General features: G+C 67.2%; 11 protein-coding genes. 7 read left to right on the forward strand and 4 right to left on the reverse strand.

The window, feature by feature from the left end:
- Positions 1–7: 7 nt before the first annotated feature.
- Positions 8–1,303 carry a M48 family metallopeptidase gene (locus tag IE209_RS10505; protein ID WP_189686911.1) on the reverse strand — a complete coding sequence of 432 codons (1,296 nt, stop codon included), beginning with the start codon at positions 1,301–1,303 and terminating at the stop codon, positions 8–10.
- 36 nt (positions 1,304–1,339) lie between these two features.
- Between IE209_RS10505 and orn the strand changes: the two genes are divergently transcribed.
- From orn to IE209_RS10540, 7 genes are all read left to right on the forward strand, one after another.
- Positions 1,340–1,924, forward strand: coding sequence for an oligoribonuclease (gene orn / locus IE209_RS10510; protein ID WP_189686912.1), 585 nt, complete (start codon positions 1,340–1,342; stop codon positions 1,922–1,924).
- A gap of 216 nt (positions 1,925–2,140) precedes the next feature.
- Positions 2,141–3,775: a DEAD/DEAH box helicase gene (locus tag IE209_RS10515; RefSeq protein ID WP_189686913.1), complete on the forward strand. Its 1,635-nt coding sequence runs from the start codon at positions 2,141–2,143 to the stop codon at positions 3,773–3,775.
- Between the two features lie 278 nt (positions 3,776–4,053).
- Positions 4,054–5,430 carry a TIGR03013 family XrtA/PEP-CTERM system glycosyltransferase gene (locus tag IE209_RS10520; protein ID WP_189686914.1) on the forward strand — a complete coding sequence of 459 codons (1,377 nt, stop codon included), beginning with the start codon at positions 4,054–4,056 and terminating at the stop codon, positions 5,428–5,430.
- A gap of 56 nt (positions 5,431–5,486) precedes the next feature.
- Entirely contained in the window at positions 5,487–7,604 is a 2,118-nt protein-coding gene (gene prsK, locus IE209_RS10525) for an XrtA/PEP-CTERM system histidine kinase PrsK (protein ID WP_189686915.1), read from the forward strand.
- On the forward strand, positions 7,601–8,965 hold the full coding sequence (prsR, locus tag IE209_RS10530) for a PEP-CTERM-box response regulator transcription factor (protein WP_189686916.1): 1,365 nt from the start codon (positions 7,601–7,603) through the stop codon (positions 8,963–8,965). Before prsK ends, prsR begins: the two co-directional genes overlap by 4 nt.
- A gap of 39 nt (positions 8,966–9,004) precedes the next feature.
- Positions 9,005–11,776: an XrtA/PEP-CTERM system TPR-repeat protein PrsT gene (gene prsT, locus IE209_RS10535; RefSeq protein ID WP_189686917.1), complete on the forward strand. Its 2,772-nt coding sequence runs from the start codon at positions 9,005–9,007 to the stop codon at positions 11,774–11,776.
- On the forward strand, positions 11,776–12,561 hold the full coding sequence (locus IE209_RS10540; protein WP_189686918.1) for a S1C family serine protease: 786 nt from the start codon (positions 11,776–11,778) through the stop codon (positions 12,559–12,561). The genes prsT and IE209_RS10540 overlap by 1 nt, the downstream gene beginning before the upstream one ends.
- Before the next feature lie 17 nt (positions 12,562–12,578).
- Here IE209_RS10540 and aspS read toward each other — a convergent pair whose 3' ends face one another.
- The 3 genes from aspS to IE209_RS10555 form a co-directional block, all read right to left on the reverse strand.
- On the reverse strand, positions 12,579–14,381 hold the full coding sequence (aspS, locus tag IE209_RS10545) for an aspartate--tRNA ligase (protein WP_189686919.1): 1,803 nt from the start codon (positions 14,379–14,381) through the stop codon (positions 12,579–12,581).
- Between the two features lie 78 nt (positions 14,382–14,459).
- Positions 14,460–15,089 carry a DUF502 domain-containing protein gene (locus IE209_RS10550; protein ID WP_189686920.1) on the reverse strand — a complete coding sequence of 210 codons (630 nt, stop codon included), beginning with the start codon at positions 15,087–15,089 and terminating at the stop codon, positions 14,460–14,462.
- 10 nt (positions 15,090–15,099) lie between these two features.
- Positions 15,100–15,444 (reverse strand): FmdB family zinc ribbon protein, encoded by a 345-nt coding sequence (locus IE209_RS10555; RefSeq protein ID WP_189686921.1) that lies wholly within the window; start codon positions 15,442–15,444, stop codon positions 15,100–15,102.
- Positions 15,445–15,492: the final 48 nt, after the last annotated feature.

The raw sequence follows: 15,492 nt of genomic DNA on the forward strand, positions 1-15,492 counted from the left end.
GTGCTCCTCAGGCAGCAGGCTGCAGACGGGCCAGCCGTTCGGACGCTGGCGGGTGGGAGTAGTAGAACTTCACGAACACGGGGTCGGGCGTCAGCGTGCTGGCGTTGTCTTCGTAGAGCTTGAGCAGCGCGGACGACAGGTCGGCGCCGCTGGTCTGGGCCACGGCGAAGGCGTCGGCCTGGAATTCGTGGCGGCGCGACAGCTGGGCCGACAGCGGCGCCACGAAGAAGCCGAACACCGGCATGGCCAGCATGAACAGCAGCAGCGCCAGTGCGTCGTTGGGGGCCGGGCGGCCGTCGGGCAGCAGCGCCATGAACGGGTGCACCCCCAGGCCGGTGTAGAACCAGGTCTGGCCCGACAGCCAGCCCAGCAGCGCGAAGCCCGCCAGGCTCAGCGCGAACATCAGGACGATGCGCTGCACGATGTGACGGTGCTTGAAGTGGCCGAGCTCGTGCGCCAGCACGGCATCGACCTGGCGCGGGGACAGCCGGGCCAGCAGCGTGTCGTAGAACACCACGCGCTTGGCGGCGCCGAAGCCGGTGAAGTAGGCGTTGCCATGCGCGCTGCGCCGGCTGCCGTCCATCACGTACAAGCCCTTGGCGGCGAAGCCGCAGCGTTGCATGAGCGCGGTGACGCTGGCTTTCAGGCCTTCGTCCTCGAGCGGCTTGAACCGGTTGAACAGCGGCGCGATGAAGGTCGGGTAGACCATCAGCAGCACGAGGTTGAAGCCCATCCAGGCGGCCCAGGCCCACAGCCACCAGCGCTGGCCGGCCGCGCCCATGAGCCACAGGATCAGTGCGGCGATCGGCAGGCCGATCAGGGCGCCGACCAGCGCCGACTTCAACAGGTCGGCCAGCCACAGCCGGGCGCTCATCTTGTTGAAGCCGAAGCGTTGCTCGATGCCGAAGGTCTGGTACAGCGAGAACGGCAGCTCCAGCAGGCCGCCCACCAGTGCGAAGGCGGCCAGCAGCGCGAGCTGTTGCAACATGCCGGGGCCGAGGGCGCGCAGCAGCAACTCGTTCAGCAGGTTCAGGCCGCCCAGCAAGGTCCAACCCAACAGCACGGCGGTGCCGAAGGCCATCTCCAGCAGGCCGAAGCGCGTTTTGGCGATGGTGTAGTCGGCGGCCTTGCGGTGCGCCGCGGGCGTGATGGTGCCGACGAACGCGGCGGGCACTGCGTCGCGGTGCCGTGCCACATGGCGGATCTGGCGGCTGGCCAGCCAGAACTTGACCAGCAGGCCGAGCACGAGGGCCACGGCGAATGCCGCGGTGAAAAGGTCCGCAGCGGACAGGTCGGGGGGCATAGCCGGGCAGTGTAGGCCATCGGCGAGAATGCCTGCATGGACCCGACCAACACCACTTCCGCACCCGTCCTGCTGGGCAAATCCGACAAGAACCTGGTCTGGCTGGACTGTGAGATGACCGGCCTGGACCCTGAAGTCGAGCGCCTGATCGAGATCGCGGTGGTGGTGACGGGGCCGGATCTGCAGCCGCGCGTGGAAGGGCCGGTGCTCGTGATCCACCAATCGGACGAGCAGTTGGACAAGATGGACGCGTGGAACAAGGGCACGCATGGCCGCAGCGGTCTGATCGACAAGGTGCGCGCCTCCAGCATGACCGAGGCCCAGGCCGAGGCGGAACTGCTGGCCTTCCTCGCGCGCTACGTGCCCAAGAACTCGGTGCCCATGTGTGGCAACAGCATCGGGCAGGACCGGCGCTTTCTGGTCAAGTACATGCCCAAGCTGGAGGCCTTCTTCCATTACCGCAACCTGGACGTCAGCACGCTCAAGGAGCTGGCCAAGCGCTGGAAACCTGAGGTCTACAGCAACTTCAAGAAGGCGCAAAAGCACACCGCGCTGGCCGACGTGCACGAGTCCATCGACGAGTTGGCGCATTACCGCACGCACTTCTTGCGCATGGATTAACGGCGCATGTCATAATCGAGGGCTTCGGCAAAGTCGCTTGACCGCGCCGTCCCTTTGCATCTCCCCTCACACTCTCGGCTCTGAAGAGCCGCCAACGCTGTCGGCACTGGCCAGGCGTTGTTTCGTTTGAAGGTGGATGTTTGTTCCACCGATGACGAGCTTTGCACCGCCACACCGACGTCAGGTAGCGCGGGGCATCGCACGTGTGAGAAATCCATGACCGACTCTTTTGAAGACCGGGCAGCTTTGCCCATGCCCGCCCACGACAACGCCGTTGTCGAGGGTGAAACCGCCCACACCGCTGCGCCGGACGTTTCCGCCTTCGCCGCGCTGGGCCTGGCCGAGCCGCTGCTGCGCGCCGTGGCCGACCTGGGCTTCACCCAGCCCACCGCGGTGCAGCAGCAGGCCGTGCCGATGGCCATGGGCGACACCACCGGGTTCAACGACCTGATGGTTTCCAGTCAGACCGGCAGCGGCAAGACCGCGGCCTTCCTGCTGCCCGTGCTGCACACGCTGATTCGCCAACAGGAAGCCAACGAGGCGGCCGAGCGTGCGGAGCGCGAGCGCCTGGCGGCTGAAGCCGAGGCCCGCGGCGAACCGGCGCCCAAGAAGCCGCGCCGCAAGGACCCGACCAACCCGCGCCACTTCAAGCCGGCCGAGCCGGGCGCGCTGGTGCTGTGCCCCACGCGCGAACTGGCGCAGCAGGTCGCGCACGACGCGATCGAACTGGTCAAGCATTGCCGTGGCCTGCGCATTGCCAACGTCGTGGGCGGCATGCCCTACGCGTTGCAGATCGCCAAGCTGCAGAACGCCAATCTGGTCGTGGCCACGCCGGGCCGCCTGCTGGACCTGCAGCGCTCCATGCAGCTCAAGCTGGACAAGGTGCGCTTCCTGGTCGTCGACGAAGCCGACCGCATGTTGGACCTCGGCTTTGCCGACGACCTGGCCGAGATCCACGACCTGACGGCCCAGCGCCAGCAGACCATGATGTTCAGCGCCACCTTTGCGCCGCGCATCCAGCAACTGGCGCTGCGCGTGATGCGCGAGCCCAAGCGCATCCAGATCGCCACGCCGCACGAGAAGCACCAGAACATCCGCCAGGTGCTGTTCTGGGCCGACAACGCACAGCACAAGCGCGCGCTGCTGGACCACTGGCTGCGCGACGCCAGCATCGAGCAGGCCATCGTGTTCGCCAGCACCCAGATCGAGTGCGACGGCCTGGCCCATGATCTTCAGCAGGCCGGCTTCTCGGCCGTGGCCCTGCATGGCGCACTGAGCCAGGGCTTGCGCAACCGCCGCCTGATGGCGCTGCGCAATGGCCAGGTGCAGATCCTGGTGGCCACCGACGTAGCGGCGCGGGGCATCGACGTGCCCGCCATCACGCACGTGTTCAACTTCGGCCTGCCGATGAAGGCGGAGGACTACACGCACCGCATCGGCCGCACCGGCCGCGCCGGGCGCGACGGCCTCGCCGTGACCTTCGCCGAGTTCCGCGACCGCCGACGCATCCAGGACATCGAGCACTTCACGCGCCAGCCGTTCAAGGCCGAGGTGGTCCCAGGCATGGAGCCGCGCGAGCGCTTCCCCGAGCCGCGTAAGCCGGCCTTCGGCCGTGGTGGTCCGCGTGGCGGCGAGCCGCGTGGTCGTGGCGTCGGCGCGCCGCGCGGCGGCCAGCACGACCGGGCCGGTTTCGGCGCCTGGCAGGGCGGTGACCGCGGCGGCTTCGGCAGCCAGGCGAGGCCTGCGCCGCGGGCAGACGGCGCTCGCGCGGGTGCTGGACGTCCTGCGGGCGGCGGCAAGGTGTTCGTGCCGTTCGACGCCAAGCGGCGTCCGCACAAAGCGTCGCGCTAGTCTGACGTACCGGACGGAGGCCGGCGCTGGTGTCATGCAGGCCTTCTACAATCGTCCGGAGATTTGTGGGTTTTTGCGCAGATTCCGCTCAAATGGGGAGCAATCCTTGCGCCCGTGGCTCGATCGGGGCCGCCCTGCATCTGATGGCACGTACAGTTGTGGTTGGCGCGCTCTGTCTTTTACCGGGAACGGCATCGGATGATTCGACTTCGACGTAACAACACCAAAGGGAAGCGGTCCCTGATTGCATCTGGCGCTGGGGCCGAGGGTCGGGGCGCATGATCAAGTTGTTCAACCACTACCTGCATCGGCGGACGGTGTTGCAGGTGGTTCTCGATTTCGCGTTGATCCTCGCGGCCGTGTTCGCCGAATTGCTGTGGCGGCGTGCGGAGTTGCCGGTCATGGTGCCGGTGCTGGGCTACACGGCCTTGCTGGCAACCGGCATGTTGGTCATCAACGGCAGCATGGGCTTTTACCAGCGCGTGCACGGCCGCACCTTAAACCAGTCGCGCGCGCGCGCAGCGCTGGCGCTGCTGCTTGCGGTGCCCGTGACCTACGCCGTCTTCGGCTTGGTTCCTTTGGGTATCGAGGGGCGCCAGTCGCTGGCCCTGGCGGCCATGGTCGGGCTGCTGGTGGTGCTGGCGCACCGCGTCGATGCCGCACATTCCGGCGCACAGTCCGCCTTGAGGCACCGCGTACTGGTGTTCGGAACCGGTCCCCGGGCCGCGTTGGTCGGCCGGGCGCTCAAGAAGGACGACCCGCATGTCGACGTGGTGGGCTACTACGCCAGTCCGAACGAATCCGAGGCCGAGGTCTCGGCCTGGGGCATCCTCTCCAAGAACAAGTCGCTGACCGACACGGCGCTCGAACTGGAAGTCGACGAAATCGTCGTGGCGCTGGTCGAACGCCGTGGCGGCAGCATGCCCTTGCGCGAGCTGCTGGACTGCAAGCTGCACGGCGTGCGCGTGACCGACATGGCCACGCACTTCGAGAAGACCAAAGGCCAGATCCGGCTCGATTCGGTGTCGGCCGGTTGGCTGGTCTTTGGCGATGGGTTCAGCCAGGGTGGGCTGCGCACGGCGGTCAAGCGCATCTTCGACATCGCTTGTGCGCTGCTCTTGATCGGGATCACCGCGCCCGTGATGCTGGTGACGGCGCTCGTCATCAAGCTGGAAAGCCGCGGCCCCGTCTTCTACCGCCAGGAGCGTGTGGGCTTCAATGGACGGCTGTTCAACGTCGTCAAGTTCCGCAGCATGCGCACCGACGCGGAGAAGGACGGGCCGCAGTTCGCGGCGGCCAAGGACAGCCGGGTGACGCGTGTGGGGAGCTTCATCCGCAAGGTCCGCATCGACGAACTGCCGCAGCTGTTCTCCGTGTTGAATGGTGACATGAGCCTCGTGGGCCCGCGCCCCGAACGGCCGTTCTTCGTCGACCAGTTGACCCGCGAGATTCCCTACTATGCGGTCCGCCAGAGCGTCAAGCCCGGCGTGACGGGCTGGGCCCAGGTGCGCTACCACTACGGCGCCTCGCTGGAAGACTCGGCGGAAAAGCTGCAGTACGACCTGTACTATGTCAAGAACCACTCCCTGTTCCTGGACCTCGTGATCCTGTTCGAGACCATCGGGGTGGTGTTGATGGCCAAGGGCGCGCGCTGAGCATGCCGGCGCCTGGTGTGGCGCAGAACTGCCCGCGTCCGCAGTAGGGGAGGCGCGTGGACAGTCCCAACATCTTGCTGAGCGTCTGGGGGTATGCCTTCACCGGGCTGGCCTTCGCCGCATTCGCCGTGGCGCTGGTGCGGCGACGCACGCTATGGGCGGCGCGCGAGGTCTCTCCCGGATTGATGCTCGGAGCGGTCGTCGCCTCGATGGTGTGGGCCTTCCTCGTGCTGGCGGCCCTGCTGAGCGCGTCGCCCTGGCTGGTCGACCTCAGCCTGCTTGCCGATTGCCTGCGCTACGCCTGCTGGATCGGCTTCCTGTTGCTGCTGTGGCGGCCTGAGCGTCCGGGCTGGCTGGTCCAGCGCTTCGGTTGGGCGGGTGTGGTCGCGGCCCTGCTGGTCGGCGGGACGGTGGTGGTGCGGGTGAACAACCTGCTGGACGGCGATGGCAATGCGGCGGCCGCGGTGGGCCAGTGGCAACTGCTCGGCGCGATGGCCCTGCCGGTCTTTGCGCTGTTCTTGTTGGAACAGGTCTACCGCAACGTGACGGACGACGTGCGCTGGAGCCTCAAGCCCCTGTGTTTGGGCTTGGCCGGCACCTTCCTGTTCGACCTGTACGTGTTCTCGCAGGCGGTTCTGTTCAACCGTCCCGACCTCGATGCGATGAGCGTGCGCGGCCTGTTGCACGCGGTGTTGGTGCCGCTGATGTGGTTGTCGATGAGCGGGCGCAGCGACTGGGTCGGCAAGGTGCGCGTCTCGCGCACGGCCGTCTTCCATTCCGCCACGCTGGTGTTGGCGGGCGTCTACCTGATCTTCATTTCCGCGGTCGGCTATTACGTGCGCTACTTCGGTGGCGACTGGGGCCGGGCGCTGCAGCTGGCGCTCGTCTCCGTGGCCTCGGTGGGCATGATGGTGCTGCTGATGTCGGGCACGGTGCGCTCGCGGCTGCGCGTGACGGTGGGCAAGCACTTCTTCCGCTACCGCTACGACTACCGCGAAGAATGGTTGCGCTTCACCCAGACCCTGTCGAACGACCGCTCGCCGCTGGCCATGGGCCAGCGCGTGATCCGCGGGCTGGCCGACATGCTGGAAAGTCCGGCAGGCTTGCTGTGGTTGCGCAGTCCGGGGGAAGCCTCGTTGCGCTGCGCGTCGACCTGGAACATGCCCGCGTCCAAGGACAAGGAAGAGGCCGACTCCGCGTTCTGCCGCTTCCTGCTGCAAAGCGGCTGGGTCATCAACCTGCAGGAGTACCGCTCCTTCCCCCAGCGCTACGGCGACCTGGCCTTGCCGGCCTGGCTGCAGGAAGTGCGGCAGGCCTGGCTCATCGTGCCGCTGACCGTGGGCGATGAGTTGACGGGCTTCGTCGTACTCGCCAGTGCACGCGCCGACGTGGATGTCAACTGGGAAGTCAACGACCTGCTGAAGACGGCCGGCCGGCAAGCGGCGAGCTTTCTCGCGCAGATGCAGGCCACCGAAGCCTTGCTGGAAGTGCGCAAGTTCGATGCCTTCAACAAGATGTCGGCCTTCGTGGTGCACGACCTCAAGAACATCGTGACCCAGCTGTCCCTGATGATGAAGAACGCCAAGCGCTTGCAGGGCAACCCGGAGTTCCAGCAGGACATGCTCATGACTGTTGAAAATTCCTTGGACAAGATGCGACAGCTGATGCTTCAATTGCGCGAGGGTGCCAAGCCGACCGGCACCGTGCACGGTGTCGCCCTGGCCGGCATTGCCCGGCGCATCGCCCGGGTGGCCGAGGGCCGCGGCCGGCAGCTGGAGCTGGATCTGGACGACGAGCCGGTGGCGCGGGGGCAGGATGAGCGGCTCGAGCGCATCATCGGCCACATGGTGCAGAACGCCTTCGATGCCACCGACCCTCCGGGCCGCGTATGGCTCCGGCTCGGCCGCGAAGCCGGCATGGCGCTGGTCGAGGTCGGGGACACGGGGCGCGGCATGTCCGAGGAGTTCGTGCGCGAGCGCCTCTTCAAGCCCTTCCAGACCACCAAGCAGGCCGGCATGGGCATCGGCGCCTACGAGAGTTATCAATATGTGCAGGAGTTGGGCGGAAAAATCCGGGTGGACAGCGAACTTGGCCGCGGTACGGTGATCAAGATGCTGTTGCCACTGTTCGACGCCCATTCGACGTCCGTCCTGCAGCCCTTGGAGAACGCATGAGCTCGGAAAAGATGCGCGCGCTGTTGATCGTCGAAGACGATCCGGCGCTGCAAAAGCAGATCAAGTGGTCGCTGGACCGCTTCGAGTCGGTGACGGCACTGGACCGCGAGTCGGCGCTGGTGCAGCTGCGCCGCCACACGCCAGCGGTCGTGACCATGGACCTGGGCCTGCCGCCCGATGCGGACTCGGTCAGCGAGGGCTTCAAGCTGCTCGAGCAGATCCTAGCGGTGGAGCCCGACACCAAGGTCATCGTGCTGACAGGCCAGAACGACCAGGCCAACGCCCTGCGCGCCGTCGCCATGGGGGCCTACGACTTCATGCCCAAGCCGTTCGATCCCGATGTGCTGAACCTGACGGTGGATCGGGCGTTCCGCCTGTTCGAGTTGCAGAAGGAGAATCGCCGGCTGCGCTCCATGCAGCAGCCCGATGCGCTCGGCGGCCTGATCACGCGCGACCCCGAGATGCTGCGCATCTGCCGCACCATCGAGAAGGTGGCCAACAGCACCGCGACCGTCATGCTGCTGGGCGAAAGCGGTACCGGCAAGGAGGTGCTGGCCAAGGGCCTGCACCAGGCTTCGCCACGTCGCAACGGCAAGTTCGTCGCGATCAACTGCGCCGCGATCCCCGAGAACCTGCTCGAGAGCGAACTCTTCGGCTACGAGAAGGGTGCGTTCACCGGCGCAGCCAAGACCACCGTCGGCAAGATCGAGACGGCCAACGGCGGCACGCTGATGCTCGACGAGATCGGTGACCTGCCGTTCAGTCTGCAGGCCAAGCTGCTGCGCTTCCTGCAGGAGCGCACCATCGAGCGCGTGGGCGGCCGCCAGGAGATCCCCGTCGACGTGCGCATCGTCTGCGCCACGCACCAGGACCTCAAGGCCCTGAGCAAGGAAAACCGCTTCCGCGAGGATCTGTACTACCGGCTCGCGGAGATCGTCGTCAACATCCCACCGCTGCGCGCCCGTGTCGGCGACGCCGCATTGCTGGCCCATGCCTTCGTGCGGCGTTTCGCGCAGGAGCAGAACCGCGGCACGGTGAGCCTCAGCGAAGAGGCCGTCCGTGCCATCGAAGCCCATGGCTGGCCCGGCAACATCCGCGAGCTCGAGAACTGCATCAAGCGTGCGGTCATCATGGCCGATGGCAACCAGATCGTGCGCGACGACATCGGCCTGGTGGCCCCGGAAGAGCCCGATGGCCTGGACCCGGCGCTGGACCTGCGCGCCGTGCGTGATGCCGCCGAGCGCACCGCCATCATTGCGGCGCTGGGCCGGGTCAACGGCAACATCGTCAAGGCCGCGGAACTCCTCGGCGTCAGCCGGCCCACGCTGTACGACCTCATGCACCGCCTCGGCTTGAAGTAAGCCGGCCGCCCCGTCAAGACCTTCCCAGAGAGCCGTTCCATGCCGCACCACAAAACCTCTTTCGCCACGATCGCCGTCGCCGTGGCCCTGCTGCTCGCGGGCTGCGGCGACAGCCCCGAGTCCCTGCTGTCCTCCGCCAAGGACTACATGGCCAAGAACGATTACAAGGCCGCCACCATCCAGATCAAGAACGTGCTGCAAAAGCAGCCCGATTCGGGCGAGGCCCGTCGCCTGCTCGGCCTGGCGCTGCTGGCCAGCGGCGATGCCTCGGCTGCGGAAATCGAACTCAGCAAGGCGCGCGATCTCAAGCAGCCGGCCGACCAGGTCCTGCCCAAGCTGGCGCAGGCGATGCTGATGCAGGGCAAGAACAAGAAGGTCATCGAGGACTTTGCCGACACGCAGCTGTCGTCTCCCGAGGCCACTGCGGAACTGCAGACCGCGCTGGCGAGTGCCTACGCGGCCGAGCGCAACCAGGCCGGCTCCGCGAAGGCGCTGGAAAAGGCCTTGGCGGCGGACCCGCAGAACCAGGGGGCCCTGCTGCTGCAGGCCCGCAGCAAGCTCGCAGCCCGGGACACGGATGGCGCCGTGGCGGTGCTGGATGGTGTGTTGCAGCGCAACGCCAAGAACGCGGAGGCCTGGCGCATCAAGGGCGACATCCAGCAGTACGTGCTGCGGCAACCCGACGAGGCTGCGGCGTCCTACCGCAAGTCGATCGAGGCCCAGCCCGGCGATATGCGGGGCTACTTCGGCCTGGTCGGCCTGTTGACCCGGCAGGCCAAGCTGGACGACGCCGAGAAGGAGATGGCGAACCTGCGCAAGCTGGCGCCCAAGCACCCCGAGGCGATCTACCTGGATGCCCAGCTGTCCTACGCGAAGAAGGATTTCCCCAACGCCCGGCAACTGGCGCAGGATTTGCTGCGCGTCGCCCCCACCAATGCCCGCGCGCTCGAGCTCGCCGGCGGCATCGACCTGCAGCGCAATGCGCTGGTCACGGCCGAGGAATACCTCGCCAAGGCCGTGCAGGGCGACGCCTCCCTGGAGATGGCGCGCCGCTGGCTGGCCATGACCTATCTGCGCTCCGGCCAGGCCGCCAAGGCGCAGGCCACGCTGGCGCCCGTGATCAACGACAGCACCAGCGATCCCACGCTGCTCGCGCTGGCGGGGGAGGTCCAGCTCATGAGCGGCGACGCCCGCAAGGCCGAGGAGTACTTCGCGCGGGCCAGCAAGCTCGATCCCAGCGATGGCCGCAAGCGCACGGCGCTGGCCATGACGCAGATGGCCAGTGGCAAGCTGGAAGCTGGCCTGGAGCAACTGCAGGACATCGCTGCCACGGACAAGGGCACGTCGGCCGACATGGCGCTGATCAGCACGCTGGTGCGCCGCAACGAGCTCGACAAGGCACTGGCCGCGATCGACCGGCTGGAGAAGAAGACCCCCAACGTCCCGCTGACGGGCCAGCTGCGCGCCGGCGTGCTGATGGCCAAGAACGATCTGGCGGGCGCGCGCAAGAGCTACGAGGCGTCGCTGGCGATCAACCCCAACTTCTTTCCGTCCGTTGCGGGCCTGGCCGTGCTGGACCTGAACGACAAGAAGCCGGATCAGGCGCGCAAGCGTTTCGAAGACCTGCTGTCGCGCGAGCCGAAGAACTCGCGTGCCATGTTGGCGCTGGCCGAAGCCTACGCGCGCCAGCCGGGTGACCACACCAAGCAGATCGGCGAGCTGCTGGCGCGCGCGGTGCAGGCGGAACCGACGGAAGTGGCGCCCCGCGTGATGCTGGTGGACCATCTGCTGCGGCAGCAGGACACGAAGCAGGCGGTGTCCGTGGCCCAGGCGGGTGTGGCAGCGCTGCCGGACAACCCGGCGATGCTCGACGCGGCCGGCCGCGCCCAGATGGCGGCTGGCGACACGAACCAGGGCCTCACGACGCTGGCGCGCGTCGTGTCGCTGCAGCCCCAGTCCACGGTGCCGCTGGTGCGCCTGGCCGATGCCCAGATGGTGACCAAGGACCCCGTGGCGGCCGAGCAGACGCTGCGCAAGGCGCTCGATCTGCAGCCCAACCTCATCGAGGCGCAGCGCCGCATGATCGCCTTGCGCAACGAACAAGGCCGCATGGCCGACGCCGTCGCGCTCGCGCGCACGGTCCAGAAGCAGCGTCCCACCGAGGCCATCGGTTTCCTGCTGGAAGGCGACGCGCGCATGGCCGGCAAGGATCCCGCCAGTGCGCTGGCGGCCTACCAGGCGGGGCTCAAGATCACTCCCGCGCCGGAGCTGATGGTGCGCGTGCTGACCAACCTGCGCAGCACCGGGCGCAACGCCGACGCCGATCGCCAGGCCAATGCCTGGCGCCAGAGCCAGCCCAAGGACATGGTGGTGCCCATGTTCCTGGCGGAGACGGCGATGTCCGACAAGCGGCTGGCCGACGCCGAGAAGCTGTACCTGGACGTGATCAAGGCCCAGCCCAACAACGCGGTGGCCTACAACAACCTGGCCTGGGTTTCGTCCGAACTCAAGCGCGACAACGCCATGGTCTATGCCGAGAAGGCCAACGAACTGGCGCCCGACCAGCCCGCCTTCATCGACACCCTGGCCATGCTGCTGGCCGAGAAGCAGGACTACAAAAAGGCCATCGAATTGCAGACCAGGGCCATGGGCCTGCAGGCCAACAACCTGCTGTTCAAGCTCAACATGGCCAAGATCTACGCCAAGGCCGGGCAGAAGAACGAAGCACGCCAGCTGCTGGACGAGCTCGCCAAGCAGGGCGACAAGTTCGGCGGTCAGGCCGAGGTCGAGAAACTGCGCGCCACGCTCTGATGGCCCGCACGCGCCGCTGTTGGCTCGCAGGCTGCGCGGCCGCCGCCTGGTGCCTGGCCGCCGCGCCTGCGCGCGCCCAGTTCATCGAGCTGATCGCCAAGACCAAGCCCTCGATCCTGATCGTCGGCACCTACAAGGCGACCAACAGCCCGCGCTTCAACCTGCGCGGAACGGGCTTCGTGGTGGGCGATGGCAACCTGGCCATCACCAATGCCCATGTGCTGCCCAAGTCCGACGAGCCCTCGGACGGCTCCGATCTGGTGGTGCAGGTGCGTCTGGGGCGCGAACTGTCGATGCGGGCCGCCCAGGTGCTGGAGGTCGACCGCCTGCGCGATCTTGCCCTGTTGCGCTTCTCTGGCGATCCGGCACCAGCGCTGTCTCTGGGCGACTCCGATGCCGTCAAGGAAGGGCAGGCCGTTGCCTATACCGGCTTCCCGATCGGTGGTGCATTGGGCTTCTCGCCGGTGACGCACCGCGGCATGGTGTCTTCGATCACGCCCATCGTGCTGCCCGCTGCCAATGGGCAAAGCCTGTCGGCCCGTTCGATCCGCAACGCACGCGACGGCAGCTTCGACATCTTCCAGCTCGACGGCACGGCCTACCCGGGCAACAGCGGCGGGCCGGTGTTCGACCCGGCCACCGGCGCCGTCATCGCCGTGATCAACATGGTCTACGTGCGCGGCACGCGCGAGACGGCGATCTCTCAGCCCTCGGGCATCACCTACGCGATCCCGGCCAACTTCATCGCGCCGCTGCTGCAGCGCCACCAGGGCCAGCCGCGCTGACCCTGGCGCCCACCGCCTCAGGCGGCGGCGATGGGGTTGCGCAGGCGGATGTGCAGTTCGCGCAGCTGCTTCTCGTCCACCGGCGCCGGGGCCTGGGTCAGCAGATCCTGCGCACGCTGGGTCTTGGGGAAGGCGATCACGTCGCGGATCGATTCGGCACCCGTCATCAGCGTCACGATGCGGTCCAGGCCGAAGGCGAGGCCGCCGTGCGGCGGGGCGCCGTACTGCAGCGCGTCCAGCAAGAAGCCGAACTTCTGCTGGGCTTCCTCGGCGCTGATCTTGAGCGCGTCGAACACCTTCTGCTGCACGTCGGCGCGGTGGATACGGACCGAGCCGCCACCCATCTCCCAGCCGTTGAGCACCATGTCGTAGCCCTTGGAGATGCACTTCTCGGGCGCGCTGACCATCCAGTCCTCGTGGCCGTCCTTGGGGGCCGTGAACGGGTGGTGCACGGCGGTATAGCGCTGGGCTTCCTCGTCGAACTCGAACATCGGGAAGTCCACCACCCACAGCGGGGCCCAGCGGTCCTCGAACAGGCCGTTCTTCTTGCCGAACTCGCTGTGGCCGATCTTGATGCGCAGTGCGCCGATCGCGTCGTTGACGATCTTTTCCTTGTCGGCGCCGAAGAACAGCAGGTCGCCGTCCTGTGCGCCCGTGCGCGTCAGCACTTCCTGCAGGGCCTTGTCGTGGATGTTCTTCACGATGGGCGACTGCAGGCCCTCGCGGCCCTTGGCCAGCTCGTTGACCTTGATGTAGGCCAGGCCCTTTGCGCCGTAGATCTTGACGAACTCGGTGTAGCCGTCGATCTCGCCGCGCGACAGGCCCGTGCCTTCCCTGGCGCCGCCCGGCACGCGCAGCGCGACCACGCGGCCGCCCTTGGCGTTGGCCGCTGCCGAGAAGACCTTGAAGTCCACGTCGCCCATGACGTCCGTGAGTTCTGTGAACTCCAGCTTCACACGCAGGTCGGGCTTGTCCGAACCGAAGCGCCGCGCGGCCTCCTGGTAGCTCATGACCGGGAACTCGCCCAGGTCCACGCCCAGCGTGTTCTTGAACACCGTCACGATCATGTTCTGGAACATGGCGCGGATGTCCTCTTCGGTCAGGAACGAGGTCTCGATGTCGATCTGCGTGAACTCCGGCTGCCGATCGGCGCGCAGGTCCTCGTCGCGGAAGCACTTGGTGATCTGGTAGTAGCGGTCGTAGCCCGCCACCATCAGCAGCTGTTTGAACAGCTGGGGCGACTGCGGCAGCGCGAAGAAGTGGCCGTCGTGCACGCGGCTCGGAACCAGGTAGTCGCGCGCGCCTTCGGGCGTGGACTTGCCCAGCATGGGCGTCTCGATGTCGATGAAGCCCTGGGCGTCCAGGAACTTGCGCACCTCCATGGCCACGCGGTAGCGCAGCATGAGGTTCTTCTGCATGTAGGGGCGGCGCAGGTCCAGCACACGGTGTGTGAGGCGCGTGGTCTCGCTGAGGTTCTCATCGTCGAGCTGGAACGGCGGCGTGACCGAGGGGTTCAGCACCGTCAGTTCCTGGCACAGGATCTCGATCTTGCCGCTCTTGATCGCGTCGTTGGTCGTGCCGGCCGGGCGGGCGCGCACCAGGCCCTTGATCTGGATGCAGAACTCGTTGCGCAGGCCCTCGGCGGCCTTGAACATCTCGGGGCGGTCCGGGTCGCAGACCACTTGCACATAGCCTTCGCGGTCGCGCAGGTCGACGAAGATCACGCCGCCATGGTCGCGGCGACGGTTGACCCAGCCGCACAGGGTCACGGTCTGGCCCATCAGCGCTTCGCTGACGAGGCCGCAGTAGGTGGTACGCATTTGAGATTCCATATCCAGCTCGGAGGTCTTGGCGCCTGTGCCGGCGCCGGTGGAGGGCAAGCGCCTGGGCCCGCGGGCTCAGCGCACGATCGGATTCGGGTTGGGCGGCGTCACCGGCGCCACCACACCCATCGAAACAATGTATTTGAGCGCCTCGTCCACGCTCATGCGCAGCTCGACGCAATCGCTGGCCTTGACCAGCACGAAGTAGCCGCCGGTCGGGTTGGGCGTGGTCGGCACGTAGACGCTCAGGTAGTCCTGCGGCGGCAGGTGGTTGGCCGTGTCACCGCGCGGCGCGCCGGTCACGAAGGCGATGGTCCACATGCCGGCATGTGGCCATTGCACGAGCACCGCGGTGCGGAAGGCGTTGCCGTTCTCGGAGAACACCGTGTCCGACACCTGCTTCACGCCGGAGTAGATCGAACGCACGATCGGGATGCGGTGCAGCAGGTTGTTCCACCAGTCGACCAGCTTGCGGCCCAGGAAGTTGCTGGCCACCGCACCCACGACGAGCAGGATGGCCAGCGCCAGCAGCACGCCGAAGCCGGGCACGTGAAAGCCCAGCAGACGGTCCGGATGCCATGCGGAAGGCAGGATCAGCAGCGTCTGGTCGAGCGTGCTGATGACCCACTCGAGCACCCAGGCGGTGATCACCGCGGGCACCACGACGAGCAGGCCGGTGGCCAGCCATTTGCGCAAGGCGTTCATCGGTGGGCGTTCAGGCGCCGCCGGCCGAGGGGGTGGACGGGGCAGGGCTGGCGGCGGGTGCAGCGGCCGGCGCCGGCGCGGGGCTGGCCGCCGCGTCGCTGGCAGGCGCCGGGGCCGCCGCGGGCGTGCTCTCACCGGGCTTGGCTGCCGGGGCGCTGGTCGGCGCACTGCCGTTGTTGCGGAAGTCGGTCACGTACCAGCCCGACCCTTTGAGCTGAAAGCCCGCCGCCGTCACCTGTTTGCGGAACGCATCGGCGCCGCACTGCGGGCAGACGGTCAACGGCGCATCGGAGATCTTCTGCAGAACGTCCTTGGCATGGCCGCAGGACTCGCAACGGTAGGCGTAGATAGGCATGGCGTTAGGCGGACTGGGGGCTCAAAAAAACCCTCGATTATAGGCCGC

This window comes from Pseudorhodoferax aquiterrae (assembly GCF_014652235.1).
Taxonomy (GTDB): domain Bacteria; phylum Pseudomonadota; class Gammaproteobacteria; order Burkholderiales; family Burkholderiaceae_C; genus Pseudorhodoferax; species Pseudorhodoferax aquiterrae.

What these genes read in the sequence shown, in the direction of transcription:
- IE209_RS10550 (WP_189686920.1), bottom strand. Translation starts at nt 15,089, where the DNA reads ATGAACGCCTTGCGCAAATGGCTGGCCACCGGCCTGCTCGTCGTGGTG.
- IE209_RS10555 (WP_189686921.1), bottom strand. Translation starts at nt 15,444, where the DNA reads ATGCCTATCTACGCCTACCGTTGCGAGTCCTGCGGCCATGCCAAGGAC.
- IE209_RS10520 (WP_189686914.1), top strand. Translation starts at nt 4,054, where the DNA reads ATGATCAAGTTGTTCAACCACTACCTGCATCGGCGGACGGTGTTGCAG.
- IE209_RS10505 (WP_189686911.1), bottom strand. Translation starts at nt 1,303, where the DNA reads ATGCCCCCCGACCTGTCCGCTGCGGACCTTTTCACCGCGGCATTCGCC.
- prsT (WP_189686917.1), top strand. Translation starts at nt 9,005, where the DNA reads ATGCCGCACCACAAAACCTCTTTCGCCACGATCGCCGTCGCCGTGGCC.
- orn (WP_189686912.1), top strand. Translation starts at nt 1,340, where the DNA reads ATGGACCCGACCAACACCACTTCCGCACCCGTCCTGCTGGGCAAATCC.
- aspS (WP_189686919.1), bottom strand. Translation starts at nt 14,381, where the DNA reads ATGCGTACCACCTACTGCGGCCTCGTCAGCGAAGCGCTGATGGGCCAG.
- IE209_RS10515 (WP_189686913.1), top strand. Translation starts at nt 2,141, where the DNA reads ATGACCGACTCTTTTGAAGACCGGGCAGCTTTGCCCATGCCCGCCCAC.
- prsR (WP_189686916.1), top strand. Translation starts at nt 7,601, where the DNA reads ATGAGCTCGGAAAAGATGCGCGCGCTGTTGATCGTCGAAGACGATCCG.
- IE209_RS10540 (WP_189686918.1), top strand. Translation starts at nt 11,776, where the DNA reads ATGGCCCGCACGCGCCGCTGTTGGCTCGCAGGCTGCGCGGCCGCCGCC.